14 protein-coding genes are annotated in these 14,721 nt (G+C 66.8%); 6 read left to right on the top strand and 8 right to left on the bottom strand.

Features of this window, described 5'->3' with window-relative positions:
• Positions 1–3: 3 nt before the first annotated feature.
• The 6 genes from IB278_RS07120 to metK form a co-directional block, all read right to left on the bottom strand.
• Positions 4–1,308 (bottom strand): NAD(P)/FAD-dependent oxidoreductase, encoded by a 1,305-nt coding sequence (locus tag IB278_RS07120; protein ID WP_192323052.1) that lies wholly within the window; start codon positions 1,306–1,308, stop codon positions 4–6.
• 13 nt (positions 1,309–1,321) lie between these two features.
• A complete protein-coding gene (locus tag IB278_RS07115) occupies positions 1,322–2,053 on the bottom strand; it encodes an amino acid ABC transporter ATP-binding protein (RefSeq protein WP_192323051.1) in 732 nt (243 codons plus the stop codon).
• Positions 2,050–2,700, bottom strand: a complete 651-nt coding sequence (locus IB278_RS07110; protein WP_145740976.1) for an amino acid ABC transporter permease — start codon at positions 2,698–2,700, stop codon at positions 2,050–2,052. The genes IB278_RS07115 and IB278_RS07110 overlap by 4 nt, the downstream gene beginning before the upstream one ends.
• A 39-nt stretch (positions 2,701–2,739) precedes the next feature.
• Positions 2,740–3,501: an ABC transporter substrate-binding protein gene (locus IB278_RS07105; RefSeq protein ID WP_186454125.1), complete on the bottom strand. Its 762-nt coding sequence runs from the start codon at positions 3,499–3,501 to the stop codon at positions 2,740–2,742.
• Positions 3,502–3,531: 30 nt separating this feature from the next.
• Complete coding sequence (locus IB278_RS07100; protein WP_318646676.1) at positions 3,532–4,179, bottom strand: helix-turn-helix domain-containing protein; 648 nt, start codon at positions 4,177–4,179, stop codon at positions 3,532–3,534.
• A gap of 148 nt (positions 4,180–4,327) precedes the next feature.
• The gene (gene metK / locus IB278_RS07095; RefSeq protein ID WP_145740980.1) at positions 4,328–5,509 is read right to left on the bottom strand and encodes a methionine adenosyltransferase; all 1,182 of its coding nucleotides are present in this window, start codon (positions 5,507–5,509) and stop codon (positions 4,328–4,330) included.
• Between the two features lie 216 nt (positions 5,510–5,725).
• On the opposite strand from metK, the gene IB278_RS07090 reads away from it, so the two are divergent.
• Together IB278_RS07090 and IB278_RS07085 are read left to right on the top strand one after the other, a co-directional pair.
• Entirely contained in the window at positions 5,726–6,622 is an 897-nt protein-coding gene (locus IB278_RS07090) for a lysophospholipid acyltransferase family protein (RefSeq protein WP_012746276.1), read from the top strand.
• Positions 6,619–7,503: a lipid A biosynthesis acyltransferase gene (locus IB278_RS07085; protein WP_145740981.1), complete on the top strand. Its 885-nt coding sequence runs from the start codon at positions 6,619–6,621 to the stop codon at positions 7,501–7,503. The genes IB278_RS07090 and IB278_RS07085 overlap by 4 nt, the downstream gene beginning before the upstream one ends.
• A gap of 12 nt (positions 7,504–7,515) precedes the next feature.
• Here the strand turns inward: IB278_RS07085 and IB278_RS07080 are convergent, their stop codons facing one another.
• Both IB278_RS07080 and yihA read right to left on the bottom strand, forming a co-directional pair.
• The gene (locus IB278_RS07080) at positions 7,516–8,427 is read right to left on the bottom strand and encodes an alpha/beta fold hydrolase (RefSeq protein ID WP_145740983.1); all 912 of its coding nucleotides are present in this window, start codon (positions 8,425–8,427) and stop codon (positions 7,516–7,518) included.
• 78 nt (positions 8,428–8,505) lie between these two features.
• Entirely contained in the window at positions 8,506–9,249 is a 744-nt protein-coding gene (gene yihA, locus IB278_RS07075; RefSeq protein WP_145740985.1) for a ribosome biogenesis GTP-binding protein YihA/YsxC, read from the bottom strand.
• Between the two features lie 70 nt (positions 9,250–9,319).
• On the opposite strand from yihA, the gene IB278_RS07070 reads away from it, so the two are divergent.
• The 4 genes from IB278_RS07070 (at position 9,320) to msrP (ending at position 14,714) form a co-directional block, all read left to right on the top strand.
• Positions 9,320–9,988: a c-type cytochrome gene (locus IB278_RS07070; protein WP_145740987.1), complete on the top strand. Its 669-nt coding sequence runs from the start codon at positions 9,320–9,322 to the stop codon at positions 9,986–9,988.
• A 116-nt stretch (positions 9,989–10,104) separates the two neighbouring features.
• Entirely contained in the window at positions 10,105–12,273 is a 2,169-nt protein-coding gene (locus IB278_RS07065) for a cytochrome c biogenesis protein ResB (RefSeq protein WP_145740989.1), read from the top strand.
• Positions 12,270–13,586: a c-type cytochrome biogenesis protein CcsB gene (gene ccsB, locus IB278_RS07060; protein WP_145740991.1), complete on the top strand. Its 1,317-nt coding sequence runs from the start codon at positions 12,270–12,272 to the stop codon at positions 13,584–13,586. The genes IB278_RS07065 and ccsB overlap by 4 nt, the downstream gene beginning before the upstream one ends.
• Positions 13,587–13,703: 117 nt before the next feature.
• Entirely contained in the window at positions 13,704–14,714 is a 1,011-nt protein-coding gene (gene msrP / locus IB278_RS07055) for a protein-methionine-sulfoxide reductase catalytic subunit MsrP (RefSeq protein ID WP_145740993.1), read from the top strand.
• The last annotated feature ends 7 nt before the right edge of the window (positions 14,715–14,721 follow it).

The raw sequence follows: 14,721 nt of genomic DNA, 5'->3' as shown, positions 1-14,721 counted from the left end.
GGCTCAGACGCCGCCGTCCGTCATTCGGTACCAGCCGATCACGGCCGACACATAGAGGCGGCGCAGGCCATAGAGCGGGAATGGCCGCATGTCCGAGGGCTGCACCGGCAGCGCCTTCCTGTCGCCCGTGGCGATGTACTGCGCCAGGGCCTGGCCCATGCGCGTCTGCAGGCCGACCCCGCGGCCCTGGCAGCCGATGTCGATCAAGAGGCCCGGTGCGGGCTCGTGCAGGTGCGGCAGGTAGTCGCGCGTGATCGCGACATGGCCGCACCAGCGGTAGGCAATGGGCACGCCCGCCGCCTGCGGGAACAGCTTGGCAACCACGTGCTCCAGGTGCGACCAGTCGCCCGGCTGGCCGGAATCGGGTTCGCGGAAGGTGCCGCGCCCGCCCATCAGCAGGCGGCCGGCGTGGTCCAGGCGGTAATAGAGCAGCAGGTTGCGCGCATCGGAGGAGACGTGGCCTTCGGGCAGCACGGTCTTGCGTATTGCCTCGGGTAGCGGCTCGGTCGCGACCTGGAACGAGTTCGCATTGATGATGGTCTTGCGCAGGCCGGGCCACAGGCCGTCGGTGTAGCCGTTGGTGCACATCACCACGCGCTCGGCCGTCACGCGCTGGCCGCGTGCGGTGGCGGCCTGCCACTTGCCGTGGGCCTGGGTGAGCTGCGTCACGGGCGTGCCGGTGTGGATGACCACGCCGGCCGCCTGCGCCGCGCGCGCCAGTTCGCGCGCGTAGCTCAGCGGCTGCACGCCGCCGCCGCGCGGATCGAGCCAGCCGCCGAAGTACTTGTCGGTGCCCAGCAGGCGCGCGGTTTCGTTGCGGTCGAGCTGGCGCGCGGCCACGCCCTGCATCTGCCAGTCGCGCGCGCGGCGCTCGGCCAGTTGCACGGCGGCCGGCGTGTGCGCGCCCTGGATCCAGCCCTGGCGCGCGCGGGGCACGTCCATGCCGTGCTTGTCGATCAGGTCGAACACCGCGTCGGCCGTGCCCTTGGCAAAGTCGACCAGGCGCTGGCCTTCGTCGGAGCCGAACATGCGCAGCAGTTCGCTCGGGTCGTGCTTGAGGCCCGGGATGACCTGGCCGCCGTTGCGGCCCGAGCCGCCGAAACCGATCTCCTTCGCTTCGAGCACCACCACACGCACGCCGCGCTCGGCCAGATGCAGCGCCGTGCTGAGGCCGCAATAGCCGGCGCCGACCACGATCACGTCGGCCTGCGCGTCGGTGTCCAGCGGCGCGGTTGCCGGTGCGGGCACCGCGGTGGCGGCCCAGAGCGATGGGGCGAGCGGAAAGAATTCCTGCGGCGCGTTCGGCATGAATGAAGGCCCTTCAGAGCGGATGGAGCACGCGGCGCAGGAAGTCCTGCGTGCGCGGGTTCCGCGGGTTGTTGAGCAGCTCAGCGGCAGGGCCCTGTTCGACGATCACGCCGCCGTCGATGAAGATCACGCGGTCGGCCACTTCGCGCGCGAACTGCATCTCGTGCGTGACCACCACCATCGTCATGCCGGTGCCGGCGAGCTTGCGCATCACCTGCAGCACGTCGCCGACGAGTTCGGGGTCGAGGGCCGAGGTGGGCTCGTCGAACAGGATGGCCTTGGGCTGCATGGCCAGCGCGCGCGCAATGGCCACGCGCTGCTGCTGCCCGCCCGAGAGTTCCGGCGGATGCGCCGCAGCCTTGTCGGCCAGGCCGACGCTCGCGAGCAGTTCCTTCGCATGCACGATGGCGGCGGCGCGGTCTTCGCCCTTCACGTACACAGGCCCTTCGATCACGTTCTCGAGCACCGTGCGGTGCGGGAACAGGTTGAAGCGCTGGAACACCATGGCCACTTCGGCGCGGATCGCCTTGATCGATGCATGGCGGTTGTCCACGCGGCGGCCGTCGATGTCGACGCTGCCGCCCGAATAGCTCTCGAGCCCGTTGATGCAGCGCAGGATGGTCGACTTGCCCGAACCCGAAGGCCCGACGATGCAGACCACTTCGCCCTGCGAGATCGAGGCGTCGATGCCCTTGAGCACATGGTGGCTGCCGAAGGATTTCTGCAGGCCGCGGATCTCGATCATTTCCTGCCCCGCTTCTCGAAGTGGCGCACCAGCAGGATGAGCGGCACGCACATGATGAGGTAGAGCAGCGCCACCAGCGAGAACACGGTGGCGTTCTGGAAGGTGGAAGTGGCGATCAGCTTGCCCTGCAGCGCGAGCTCGGCCACGGTGATGGTCGAGGCCTGCGACGAGTCCTTGAGCATCATGATCATGATGTTGCCGTAGGAGGGCAGCGTGATGCGGAAGGCCTGCGGCAGCACCACGCGCCGCATCGTGAGCCGCCAGCTCATGCCCATGGCCTGTGCCGCCTCCACCTGGCCGTGGTCCACAGCTTCGATGCCGGCGCGGAAGTTCTCCGACTGGTAGGCCGAGTAGGCGATGCCCAAACCCAGGATGCCCGCCTGCAGCGCCGTCAGCGAGAGGCCGAAGTCGGGCATCACGAAGTAGATGAAGAACAGCAGCACGATGATCGGAATGCCGCGCAGCAGGTTGATCACGCCCGCGCTGATCTTTGCGAGCAGCGGAATGCCCGAGACCCGCATCGCTGCCCAGACCAGGCCGAGCAGCGTGGAGATCACCAGCGAGCCCAGCGTCACCAGCACCGTGAGCTTGGCACCCTGGAGCAGGATCGGCAGGAACTCCCAGACGTTGTGCAGGAAGGTGCTCATGGGCAGGGTTTGTCAGAGGGCAGGCAATGCAAGTGCCGCTCAGCTGTTGAGGCCCCACTTCTTGAGGATCGCGTCGATGCTGCCGTCGGCCTTGAGCTTGGTGAGCGCCGCATTCACCTTGCCCATGGTTTCGGTGTCGCCCTTGCGCGTGGCAATGCCGATGCTGTTGACCATCGTCGGCTGGTAGGTCGTCACCAGGCGCAGGTTCGGGAACACGTTCTTGGAGATCGCGTAGGCGGCAATCGGCGAGTCGAGCACGCCCGCGTCGATGCGCCCGGCATTGGCGTCGCGCATCAGGTCGGCGGTGGTGTCGTAGAGCTTGACCTCGCTGAAGATGCCGAGTTTCTGCAGCGGCTCGACAAAGGCCGTGCCCACCTGCACGCCCATGCGCTTGCCCTTGAACTCGGCGAAGCTGCGGTAGGCGGTGGTGTCCTTCACCGGCACCACGATGCCTTCGCCGTAGCTGTAGATCGGCTGCGAGAAGTCCACCACCTCCTGGCGCACCGGCGTGATGAACATCGCGGCCGAGATCAGGTCGATGCGCTTGGACGTGAGCGAGCCGATCAGCGCCGAGAACTGCATCGGCTCGATCTGCACCTCGAAGCCCGAGGTCTTGCCGACGGCCTTGACGATGTCCGCCATGATGCCGTCGATGGTGTTGGTCTTGGTGTCGAGAAAGGTGAACGGATTGCCGGTGGGCGTGGACCCCACCTTGAGCACCGTCTGGGCCGAGGCCTGGCCGCCGAAGGCCAGGGTGAACGTGGCCAGCACGAAGGCTGCGAGGGAAGAAGCGATTTTCATGGTGGGTTCCTCTTCAAGAAAAGATCGGGCCTATGCGGGTGAACGGGTGATCGCCCAAAGGACGGTGGTGGGTGTGGTGCCGGGGTTGCGCCAGCGGCGCGGCATGCCCCCGTCGTAGCAAAAACTGTCGCCGGCCTTCAGCTTGAGCAGGCGCTCGCGCACGAAGAGTTCGAGCTGCCCCTCGATGACGTAGCCGACCTGTTCGCCCTTGCGCGTGAAGAACAGGTCGTCGCCCGTGGAGCCGCCCGGATCGATCACCGCCCGGTACATCTCGACGCCACCCGCGGCGGCGGGCGGCGTGAGGTTTTCCTTGTGGATGCCCTTGTCGCCAAGGTCGATGCGCTTGTGCGTGCCGGCGCGCGCCACCGCGCCTTCGGCCTCGCCCTCGCTGTACTGGGTGTTGCGCACCAGGGTTTCGATGGGCAACTGCAGTTCCTGCGCCAGCGCGCCGAGCGTGCGGATGGAGATGGAGCGGTGCCCGCGTTCGAGCTGGCTCAGCAGGCTGACCGAAATTCCGCAGGCCTGCGCCACCTGCTGCAGCGAGCGGCCGAGGGCCTGGCGCCTTCTGCGCAGTTGCTCCCCGAGCCAGAGGTCGATGACCGAATGGATGCGCTGTGCCCGGCCGGCATCGGGGGCCGGAATGGGGGCGGGAGGCGGACGAACCGGCAATTGCGACACCAGAGCCTTTGTAAAATTTTCACAAGACGCTCAAGTTTTACACACAACGCCGCGCACCGCCAGCAAATTCGGCGGGGGTATTCCAGAAGCGCAAATGCCGGCGCGAGGCCGGCATTTGCGTGGGAGGAGGGCGGAAAGCCCCGGGGAATTACAGGCCGGCCGCAGCGCGCAGCGCAGCCGCCTGCGTGGTCGCTTCCCAGGTGAACTCGGGCTCCTCGCGGCCGAAGTGGCCGTAGGCGGCGGTCTTCTGGTAGATCGGGCGCAGCAGGTCGAGCATCTGGATGATGCCCTTGGGACGCAGGTCGAAGAACTCGCGCACGAGTTCCGCGATCTTGCTGTCCGGGATCACGCCGGTGCCTTCGGTGTAGACCGTGATGTTCATCGGCTGGGCCACGCCGATGGCGTACGCCACCTGGATCTGGCACTGGCGCGCGAGGCCCGCGGCCACGATGTTCTTGGCCACGTAGCGCGCGGCGTAGGCGGCCGAGCGGTCGACCTTCGACGGGTCCTTGCCCGAGAACGCGCCGCCGCCGTGCGGGCAGGCGCCGCCGTAGGTGTCGACGATGATCTTGCGGCCCGTGAGGCCGCAGTCGCCCTGCGGACCGCCGATGACGAAGCGCCCGGTCGGGTTGATCAGGTAGCGCGTGTCCTTGAGCCATTCCTTCGGCAGCACGGGCTTGATGATCTCCTCGATGATGGCTTCGTTGAACGAGGCCTTCATCTTGGTGGGCGTTTCGCTCTGGTCGGGGCTGTGCTGGGTGGAGAGCACCACGGTGTCGATGCTGTGCGGCTTGCCGTCCACGTAGCGCATCGTGACCTGGCTCTTGGCGTCGGGCCGCAGGAAGGGCAGGCGGCCGTCCTTGCGCAGCTGGGCCTGGCGCTCGACGAGGCGGTGCGCGTAGTAAATGGGCGCGGGCATCAGCTCGGGCGTTTCGTCGCAGGCGTAGCCGAACATCAGGCCCTGGTCGCCGGCGCCGGTGTTCAGGTGGTCGTCGCTCGCGTGGTCCACGCCCTGGGCGATGTCGTTGGACTGCTTGTCGTAGCAGACCATCACGGCGCAGCCCTTGTAGTCGATGCCGTAGTCGGTGTTGTCGTAGCCGATGCGCTTGATGGTGTCGCGCGCGACCTGGATGTAGTCGACGTGGGCATTGGTCGTGATTTCGCCGGCGAGCACCACGAGGCCGGTGTTGGTCAGCGTTTCGGCGGCCACGCGGCTGCGCGGGTCCTGCTCGAAGATCGCGTCCAGGATGGCGTCCGAGATCTGGTCGGCGACCTTGTCGGGGTGGCCTTCGGAAACCGATTCGGACGTGAAGAGGAAGTCGTTCGCCATTTTGTTCAAAGCTCCTTGAAGTGATTTGGCGCGTTGCCAACTCTGCGGAGCCCTGGCGAACGCTTTAGCAGAGGCCGACGAATCGGCGGGGCACAATCGCTTTTGCGCTTGTGTTTGTCGCCCTGCAAGTTGTTCCGTAACTCGGCGACAATTTGCATTCTATTCGAGCCGCGCCAAATCGTGCGCGCGCGTCCTGGTTTTCACTCCCTGTTGCCTATGGTCACCCTGTTCCGCCTGCTTGCCCGCGTACCGATGCCCGTGATGCATCGACTCGGCGCACTGCTGGGCTGGATCGTCTGGTATTGCGCGCCCGACTACCGCCGCCGCTTCAAGGCCAATGCCGAGAGCGCCGGCTTCACCCCCGGGCAATACCGACCCGCCATCGCAGCCGCCGGCCAGATGGCCGCCGAGCTGCCTTGGCTCTGGCTGCGTCCGCAGGGCGAGAGCGTGCTGCGCCGCGTGGTGCGCTGGGAAGGCGTGGAGGCCTTCGAGGCCGCCATGCGGGAGAAGAAGGGCGTGATCCTCGTGGCGCCGCACCTGGGCAGCTGGGAGATGTGCGGCCAGGCGATCGGCGAACGCTTTCTCGAGACCTTCGGGCCGATCACCGCGCTGTTCCGTCCCGCGCGCAAGAAGTGGATGGCCGAGCTCATCGCCGCCGGCTCGCGCGACCGGCCCGGCCTGCAGACTCTGCCCACCAACAACACCGGCGTGCGCGGCCTCATCCGCACGCTGCGCAGCGGCGGCTACACCGGCATCCTGCCCGACCAGGTGCCGCCGCTGGGGCAGGGGGTGTGGGCGCCCTTTCTCGGCCGGCCGGCCTACACCATGACGCTGCTGCCGCGGCTCGCGCAGCAAACCGGCGCCGCCTGCTTCCTGAGCGTGTGCGAAAGGCTGCCGCGCGGCGCGGGCTACGTGATCCGCTTCGAGCCGATCGTGGGTACGCCGCTCACCGATCCGGCGGCGCCCATCGAGGCCGCGGCTGCCGCCATGAACGACGCCATCGGGCGCCTGATCCACAGCCTGCCGGGGCAGTACGTGTGGGACTACGCGCGCTACAAGGAGCCGCGCGGCGAAACCGCGGTGGCGGCCCAGCCCGGGGAGCAGGCACGATGAGTCTCGGTTCCCGCCTCGGCATCGCTTTCATGCGCGCGATCGCGCCGCTGCCGCTGCCGCTGGTGCGCGGTTTCGGCGCGCTGCTCGGCCGGGTGCTGCACACCATCGCCTTGCCGCGGCGGCGCGTGGTCGACACCAACCTGGCCGTGTGCTTTCCCGGCAAATCCGAAGCCGAACGCCGCCGCATCGCGCGCGAGACCTTCGTCTACGTGGCGCAGTCCTGGCTCGACCGCAGCTGGCTCTGGCATGCGCCCGAAAAGGTGGTGGCCCGCCGGCTCAAGGTGGTCGGCGCGGCGGCGGAGATCCGCGAGATTGCCGATGGCGACGAGCCGATGATCCTGTTTGCGCCGCATTTCTACGGCCTCGACGCGGCAGCCACTGCGCTGACCATGCACACGGCGCGGCCCTCGGCCACCATCTACACGACCCAGCGCGATCCGATGGTCGACGAATGGATCCGCGAAGGCCGCACGCGCTTCGGCAACGTCGCGGCGCTCAACCGCGTCGACGGCATCAAGCCGGTGCTCGCGGGCCTGCGCAAGGGCGGCCTCCTGTACCTGCTGCCCGACATGGACTTCGGCCGCGACCAGACGATCTTCGTGCCGTTCTACGGCGTGCAGGCGGCCACGGTGCCCTCGCTCTCGCGCTTCGCGCGGCTGGGCAAGGCGAAGGTGGTGCCGGTGATCGCGAAGCTCACGCCTGGCGGCTACGAGATCGAAGTGCGGCCGGCCTGGCAGAACTTCCCGACCGACGACGTCGAGGCCGACACGGCGCTCATGAACCAGCGGCTGCAGGGTTACATCGACACGATGCCTTCGCAGTACTACTGGGTGCACCGCCGCTTCAAGACGCGGCCCGAAGGCGCGCCGCCGATCTACTGAAGCGGAGCCGCTTCAGCCCCTGGCAAGAAAGGCTTCGATCTCGCGCGCGACCAGCTGCGGCTGCTCGTGCACGATCCAGTGGGTGGCGTTGGGCACCTTCTTGACCTCGAGTTTCGGCACGTAGTCTTCCAGGCCTTCGAGCAGGCCCGGCAGCAGCGCAGCGTCGTCGAGCGCCCAGAAGACGAAGGTCGGCACGTCGATGGTGAGCCGCTCGCGCGGCAGCACCGGAATGCCGTCGATGCTCTGGCCCGGCAACGGCGGCTTCATCGGCGTGACGCGATACAGGTTGCAGGCGCCCGTGAGGCCCGCATTCCACACTTCTCGGTAGCGCTGCTTCACATCCTCGGTCAGCCAGCCGAAGCCATCGGGCCCGGCCTTCATCAAGGTGAAGAAGGGCCACATGCGCTTGAAGTCGTCGGCCGAGAGCAGGGCCTCGGCATCGGGCCTGGCGAGAAAGTTCATGTAGGCGCTGGCTTGCTGCTGCGCCGGGTTGTGGCGCAGCTCGCGCGTGAAGGTGCCGGGGTGCGGCGAATTGATGATGACCAGCTTGCCGACCTGCTGCGCAAAGGCATTGGCATAGCCCCAGCCGAAAGCGCCGCCCCAGTCGTGCGCGACCAGGGCAGCCATGGTGCCGTCGGCGCTTTCGGTGGCCGCCAGTTGCTGGATGTCCTGGATCAGCAGGTGGGCCTTGTATGCGGCCACCTCGGTGGGCGCACTCGACTTTTCGAAGCCGCGCAGATTGGGCGCGACGCAGCGATAGCCGCCGTGTTCAGGCTGGGCGAAGTGCTCGAGCAGTTCGTCCCAGATGAAGGCGGCTTCGGGAAAACCATGAAGGAACATCATCAGCGGTCGCCCGGGCGTGCCGGTTGCGCGGCAGCTCAGCGTGATTCCGTTGGGCAGGCTGCGCTGGAACGTCTCGATCATGCGGGGTCTCCTTCAACTTTCGTTGCTATTGTTTTCATAGTGGATCACGCAGATGAAACGGCCCGCGCCGGTTTTCGCCTAGGTGTCTTGCGGCGCGGCCGGCTGGGCCGCCTCCGGTTTTTCTTCTCCGGGTGGATGCGCCCAGCGCCACAGCAGCTCGGCGGCTTCGCCCACGCCCTGTTTCTTGAGGGCGGAGAACAGTTTGACCTCGCCACCGCCGGCCTGCAGTCGCGTAATGGACAGCACCTTGGCGCCCTCGCTGCGCGTGAGCTTGTCGGACTTGGTCAGCAGCACGAGGAACTTGAGCCCCTGCTCCACGCGCGGACGGATCACGTCGAGCAGGATCTCGTCGAGCTCGGTCATGCCGTGGCGCGGGTCGCACATCAACACCACGCCGCGCAGGTTCTCGCGCGTCATCAGGTAGTTGCCCATGACGCGCTGCCAGCGCAGCTTGGCTTCCCTGGGAACGGCGGCATAGCCGTAGCCGGGCAGGTCGGCCAGCACGGCGTCGTCGGCCTTCTGCTTGCCGACGCCGAACAGGTTGATGTGCTGCGTGCGGCCCGGCGTCTTGGAGGCGAAGGCCAGGCGCGTCTGCTGCGTGAGCGTGTTGATGGCGGTCGATTTGCCCGCGTTCGAGCGGCCGACAAAGGCGATTTCGGGCAGGTCGAGCGGGGGCAGATGCTCCAGCTGCGGGGCGCTGGTGAGGAAGTGCGCCGTGTGCAGCCAGCCGAGCGCGGTGCGTTCGCGCTCGGCGACAAGAGGGTCCACGGCAGGGGTCGCGCGGGAAGGGGGAGCAGCGTGCTTGCGCGACGGGGTGATCATCAATGAGCTTTCGGAACGGGCTGCCATTGTAGAATCGCGCGGTTTTGCGCCAATAAATCGAGCCCCCGATATGAAGTTGTTTGCCAATTTTCTGCTTGCAGCCCTCATGGGCGTCGCAGCCAGCGCTAGCCTCGCGGCCGACGAGCACGCCGCCGCGCCAGCTGACGGACCCGTCGCGGCCAAGCCGGCCAAGCCCGATCCCGCCAAGGGCGACGCGCTGTTCAATTCCGCCGCCCAGGCCTGCGCTTCCTGCCACAACGCGGACGGCAACTCGGCCATTGCGGCCAACCCCAAGCTGGCGCAGCAGCACCCCGAATACATCCTAAAGCAGCTGCAGGAATTCAAGTCCGGCAAGCGCAAGAGCGCGATCATGCAGCCCATGGCGGCCAAGCTGTCCGACGAGGACATGCGCAACATCGCCTGGTTCGTGGGCTCCAAGAAGATCAAGACCGGCTTCTCCAAGGAGAAGGACCTGGTCGCGCTGGGCGAGAAGATCTACCGCGGCGGCGTTTCCGATCGCCAGATCCCGGCCTGCGCCGGCTGCCACAGCCCGAACGGCGCCGGCATGCCCGCGCAGTACCCGCGCCTGGGCGGCCAGCATGCCGACTACACGGTGGCACAGCTTGTTGCTTTCCGGGACAACGTGCGCCAGAACAGCGCTCCCATGACCGGCGTGGCCGCAAAGCTCAACGACCGCGAAATCAAGGCTGTTGCAGATTACATCGCCGGCCTGCGCTGACACCACGCGCTTCAGCGTGAACTAACCGCCGATAAAAAACCCAAACAGAGGGCGGGCCGATCCAGCTGGATGGCCCGCCCTTTGCTTTTTCCCTGTTTCTTTTTTCCCATCGACCGATGTCTGTCTCCACCCACGGCCTTCGCGTTCATCGCGGCCCGCAAGTGCTCCGCGCTGCGGTGGAACTGTTTTCGTCGATGCGCTTCGCGATTGCGCTGCTCACCGTCATCTGCATCGCATCGATCATCGGCACCGTGCTCAAGCAGCACGAGTCGATCAACAACTACATCAACCAGTTCGGGCCGTTCTGGGCCGAGCTGTTCCGCGCGGCCAGGCTCGATTCGGTCTACAGCGCCTGGTGGTTCCTGCTGATCCTGCTGTTCCTGGTGATCAGCACCTCGCTGTGCATCGCGCGCAACACGCCGCGCATCTTCATCGACCTGAAGACCTTCAAGGAAGGCATCCGCGCGCAGAGCCTCAAGGCCTTCGGCCAGCGCGCCGAGAGCCGGCTCGACGAGGCGCCCGCCGCGGCGGCCAACCGCATCGGCCAGTTGCTGGTGAGCGGCGGATGGAAGGTCAAGCTCCAGCAGCGCGAAGCCGCGGGCGGCCATGCCGAAGCCGGCTGGATGGTGGCCGCGCGCGCGGGCGGTGCCCACAAGCTGGGCTACATCGCCGCCCACAGCGCGATCGTGCTGGTGTGCATCGGCGGCCTGCTCGACGGCGACCTGGTGGTGCGGGCCCAGACCTGGTTCAACGGCAAGAGCGTGTTCACCGGCGGCGGCATGATCGCCGATGTGCCGCCACAGCACCGGCTGTCGCCGCGCAATCCGACCTTCCGCGGCAACATCCTGGTGCCCGAGGGCGCGCAGGGCAGCGTGGCCATCCTGCAGCAGTCCGACGGCGTGCTGCTGCAGGAGCTGCCGTTCTCGATCGAGCTCAAGAAATTCATCGTCGACTACTACTCGACCGGCATGCCCAAGCTGTTCGCGAGCGAGGTGGTGCTGCATGACCGCGAGACCGGCGCCCAGGTGCCCGCGCGCATCGAGGTCAACCATCCGGCCAGCTACAAGGGCGTGGAAATCTACCAGTCGAGCTTCGACGACGGCGGCTCCAAGGTGAAGCTCAAGGCGGTGCCGATGGCGGCTGCGGCCAAGCCCTTCGAGGTCGAGGGCGTCATCGGCGGGCCGAGCACCGAAATCACCAACGGCCGCGAAAAGCTCACGCTCGAATACGCCGCGCTGCGCGTGATCAACGTCGAGAACTTTGCCGACGGCGGCGCCATGGGCAGCGGCGCCGACGTACGCAAGGTCGACCTGCGCCACGACATCGAATCGCGCCTGGGCGCCGCCAACAAGACCAGCAAGCCCAAGGTGCTGCGCAACATCGGCCCGAGCATCGGCTACAAGCTGCGCGATGCCGCCGGCCAGGCGCGCGAGTACCAGAACTACATGGTGCCGGTCGATACCGGCGACGGCCAGCCGGTGTTCCTGCTCGGCATGCGCGAGAAGCCCGAGGAGCCGTTCCGCTACCTGCGCGTGCCGGCCGACGAGCAAGGCTCCATGGACGGCTTCGTGCGCATGCGCAGCGCGCTGGCCGACGCCGACACCCGCAACCGCGCGGTCGAGCGCTACATCGCCAAGGCGGTCGATCCGAAGCGGCCCGAAATGGCCGAACAGCTGCGCGTTTCGGCGGCGCGCGCGCTCGCCCTGTTTGCAGGCAGCGAGCGCGCCAAGGCCGACGCCACCACGCTGGGGGGCTGGCAGGCGATTGCGGAATTCATGGAGGCCAACGTGCCCGAGGCCGAGCGCGAACGTGCCGGTGCGGTGCTGGTGCGCATCCTCAACGACGTACTGTTCGAGGCGCTCAACCTGAGCCGCGAAGGCGCAGGGCTCGCGGCGTTGCCGAGCGACGAGAAGTCGCAGGCCTTCCTGACCCAGGCGGTGCTGGCCATCAGCGACGCGTACTTCTATCCGGCGCCGGTCGCCATGATGATGACCGACTTCACCCAGGTGCAGGCCAGCGTGTTCCAGGTGGCGCGCGCGCCCGGCAAGAACGTGGTCTATCTGGGCTGCCTGTTGCTGATCGTCGGGATTTTTGCCATGCTGTACGTGCGCGAGCGCCGGCTCTGGGTGTGGCTCACCCCCGATGGCGCGGGCTCCGGAGACAACACCACGGCCGCCACGATGGCCTTCTCGGTCAACCGCAAGACCATCGACAGCGATCGCGAGTTCGAGCACCTCAAGCACAAGCTGCTTGCCTTGAAGACAGAAGGACCGGCGTCACCATGAATACCACCACCCTCACGCTGCACGAAAGCTGGTTTTCGCGCCGCAACCTCTTCGACTGGGTGTTTGCGGCGCTGGTGCTGGCGGGCGGCCTGTTCGCCTTTGCGCGCTATGCGGGCTCGATGGACTCCTACGAAAAGCCCATCCTCGCCGCCGCGATGATCTCGGTCATTGCGATTGGCTGGTTCTGGCGTCCGCTGCGGGTGCTGGCCATCGTGGTGGCCGCGGCCTCGCTGCTGGCCATCAGTTCCTACCAGGGCGACCTGGCCCGCGCGGACACGGTGTTCTGGCTCAAGTACTTCCTGTCGAGCCAGTCGGCCATTCTCTGGATGAGCGTGCTGTTCTTCATGAGCACGCTGTTCTACTGGCTCGGTTTCTTCGGCGGCAAGCAGGGCGACACCTTCGAGCTGATCGGTTCGCGCCTGGCCTGGGCCGCCATTGCCATGGCGCTCATCGGCACCATGGTGCGCTGGTACGAGAGCCACCTGCTGGGGCCCGATATCGGCCACATTCCGGTCAGCAACCTGTACGAAGTGTTCGTGCTGTTCTGCTGGCTCACGACGGCTTTCTATCTCTACTTCGAATCGCGCTACGGCACGCGCACGCTCGGCGCCTTCGTGATGCTGGTGGTGAGCGCGGCGGTCGGCTTTTTGCTCTGGTACACGCTGGTGCGCAATGCGCACGAGATCCAGCCGCTGGTGCCCGCGCTGCAGAGCTGGTGGATGAAGCTGCACGTGCCCGCCAACTTCATTGGCTACGGCACCTTCGCGCTCGCTGCCATGGTGGCCTTCGCCTACCTCATCAAGGAGCAGGCTGAGGAAACGCGCTGGTACAAGCTCACGCCGATCTGGCTCCTGGGCGTGGCGCTGTGCTTCGTGCCGGTGGCCTTCCGCCAGCGCGTGCAGGAGGCCGGCGGCAGCTACTGGGTGATCTATGCGGGCATTTCCGCGCTGATTGCTGCGGGCATCCTGCTCGGCCGCCGGCGCATTGCCGCCCGGCTGCCCGCCAACGAGGTGCTCGACGACGTGATGTACAAGTCGATCACGGTCGGCTTCGCATTCTTCACCATTGCCACCGTGCTCGGTGCCCTGTGGGCGGCCGACGCCTGGGGCGGCTACTGGAGCTGGGACCCGAAGGAAACCTGGGCCCTGATCGTCTGGCTCAACTACGCGGCCTGGCTGCACATGCGGCTGGTCAAGGGTTTGCGCGGTACCGTGGCCGCCTGGTGGGCGCTGGGCGGCCTGGCGGTGACCACCTTCGCGTTCCTTGGCGTGAACATGTTCCTCAGCGGACTGCACAGCTACGGCACGCTGTAGGCGGGGCTGCCGGCCTTTTCGCGAAGAATTGAAACCACGCGCAGCGATCGCGCGTAACCGGACCAGGGAATTCCACGAACTACCCTGAGCACAACGATTCACGCGAAAGGCCATCACATGTCGTTCCATTCCCGTCCGCAGGGTCGCAGCAGCGGTTTCATCCATCCGCTTTCGAGCGAGATCACGCCGCGCGCCGTCTACGAGAGCCGGCGCGACTTGCTCAAGCTGATGGCCGGCGGCGCAGCCGGTGCCGCGCTCGCGAGCTTTGCGGGGCGCGAGGCCTTCGCCCAGGCCACGGGCCCGCACAAGCTGGCGCTGCTGCCGGGGGCCAAGTCCGCCGTGCCGGGTGCGCAGACGATGGAAAAGCTCACCGACTACAAGGACGCGACGAGCTACAACAACTTCTACGAGTTCGGCACCGACAAGGGCGACCCGGTCAAGAACGCCGGCACGCTCAAGACCCGTCCCTGGACCGTGGAGGTCGAGGGCCTGGTCAAGAAGCCCGGCAAGTACGGCATCGAAGACCTGCTCAAGCTCAGCGCGCAGGAAGAGCGCATCTACCGCCTGCGCTGCGTCGAGGGCTGGTCGATGGTCATTCCCTGGGTGGGCTATTCGCTGGCGGAGCTCATCAAGAGGGTCGAGCCGCAGGGCAATGCGAAGTACGTGGAGTTCGTGACCCTGGCTGATCCCAAGACCATGCCCTTCGTGGGCTCGCGCGTGCTCGACTGGCCCTACACCGAGGGGCTCCGCATGGACGAAGCCATGCACCCGCTCACGCTGCTGGCCTTCGGCATGTACGGCGAGGTGCTGCCCAACCAGAATGGTGCGCCGGTGCGCATCGTGGTGCCGTGGAAGTACGGGTTCAAGTCGGCCAAGTCGATCGTCAAGATCCGCTTCGTCGAGAAGGAGCCGGGCACGGCCTGGAACAAGGCGGCGGCCCAGGAATACGGCTTCTATTCGAACGTCAATCCGAATGTCGACCATCCGCGCTGGAGCCAGGCCACCGAGCGGCGCATCGGCGACGGCGGCGGACTCTTCGCCAAGCGCAACAAGACGCTGATCTTCAACGGCTACGAAGCCCAGGTCGGCCAGCTCTATGCGGGCATGGACCTGAAGAAGAACTACTGAGCCGGCA

The organism is Variovorax sp. VRV01 (assembly GCF_014852545.1).
Classification (GTDB): Bacteria; Pseudomonadota; Gammaproteobacteria; order Burkholderiales; family Burkholderiaceae_C; genus Variovorax; species Variovorax beijingensis_A.
Note: the sequence above shows the minus strand (reverse complement) of the source record. Positions and strands in the feature narration are given on the sequence as shown.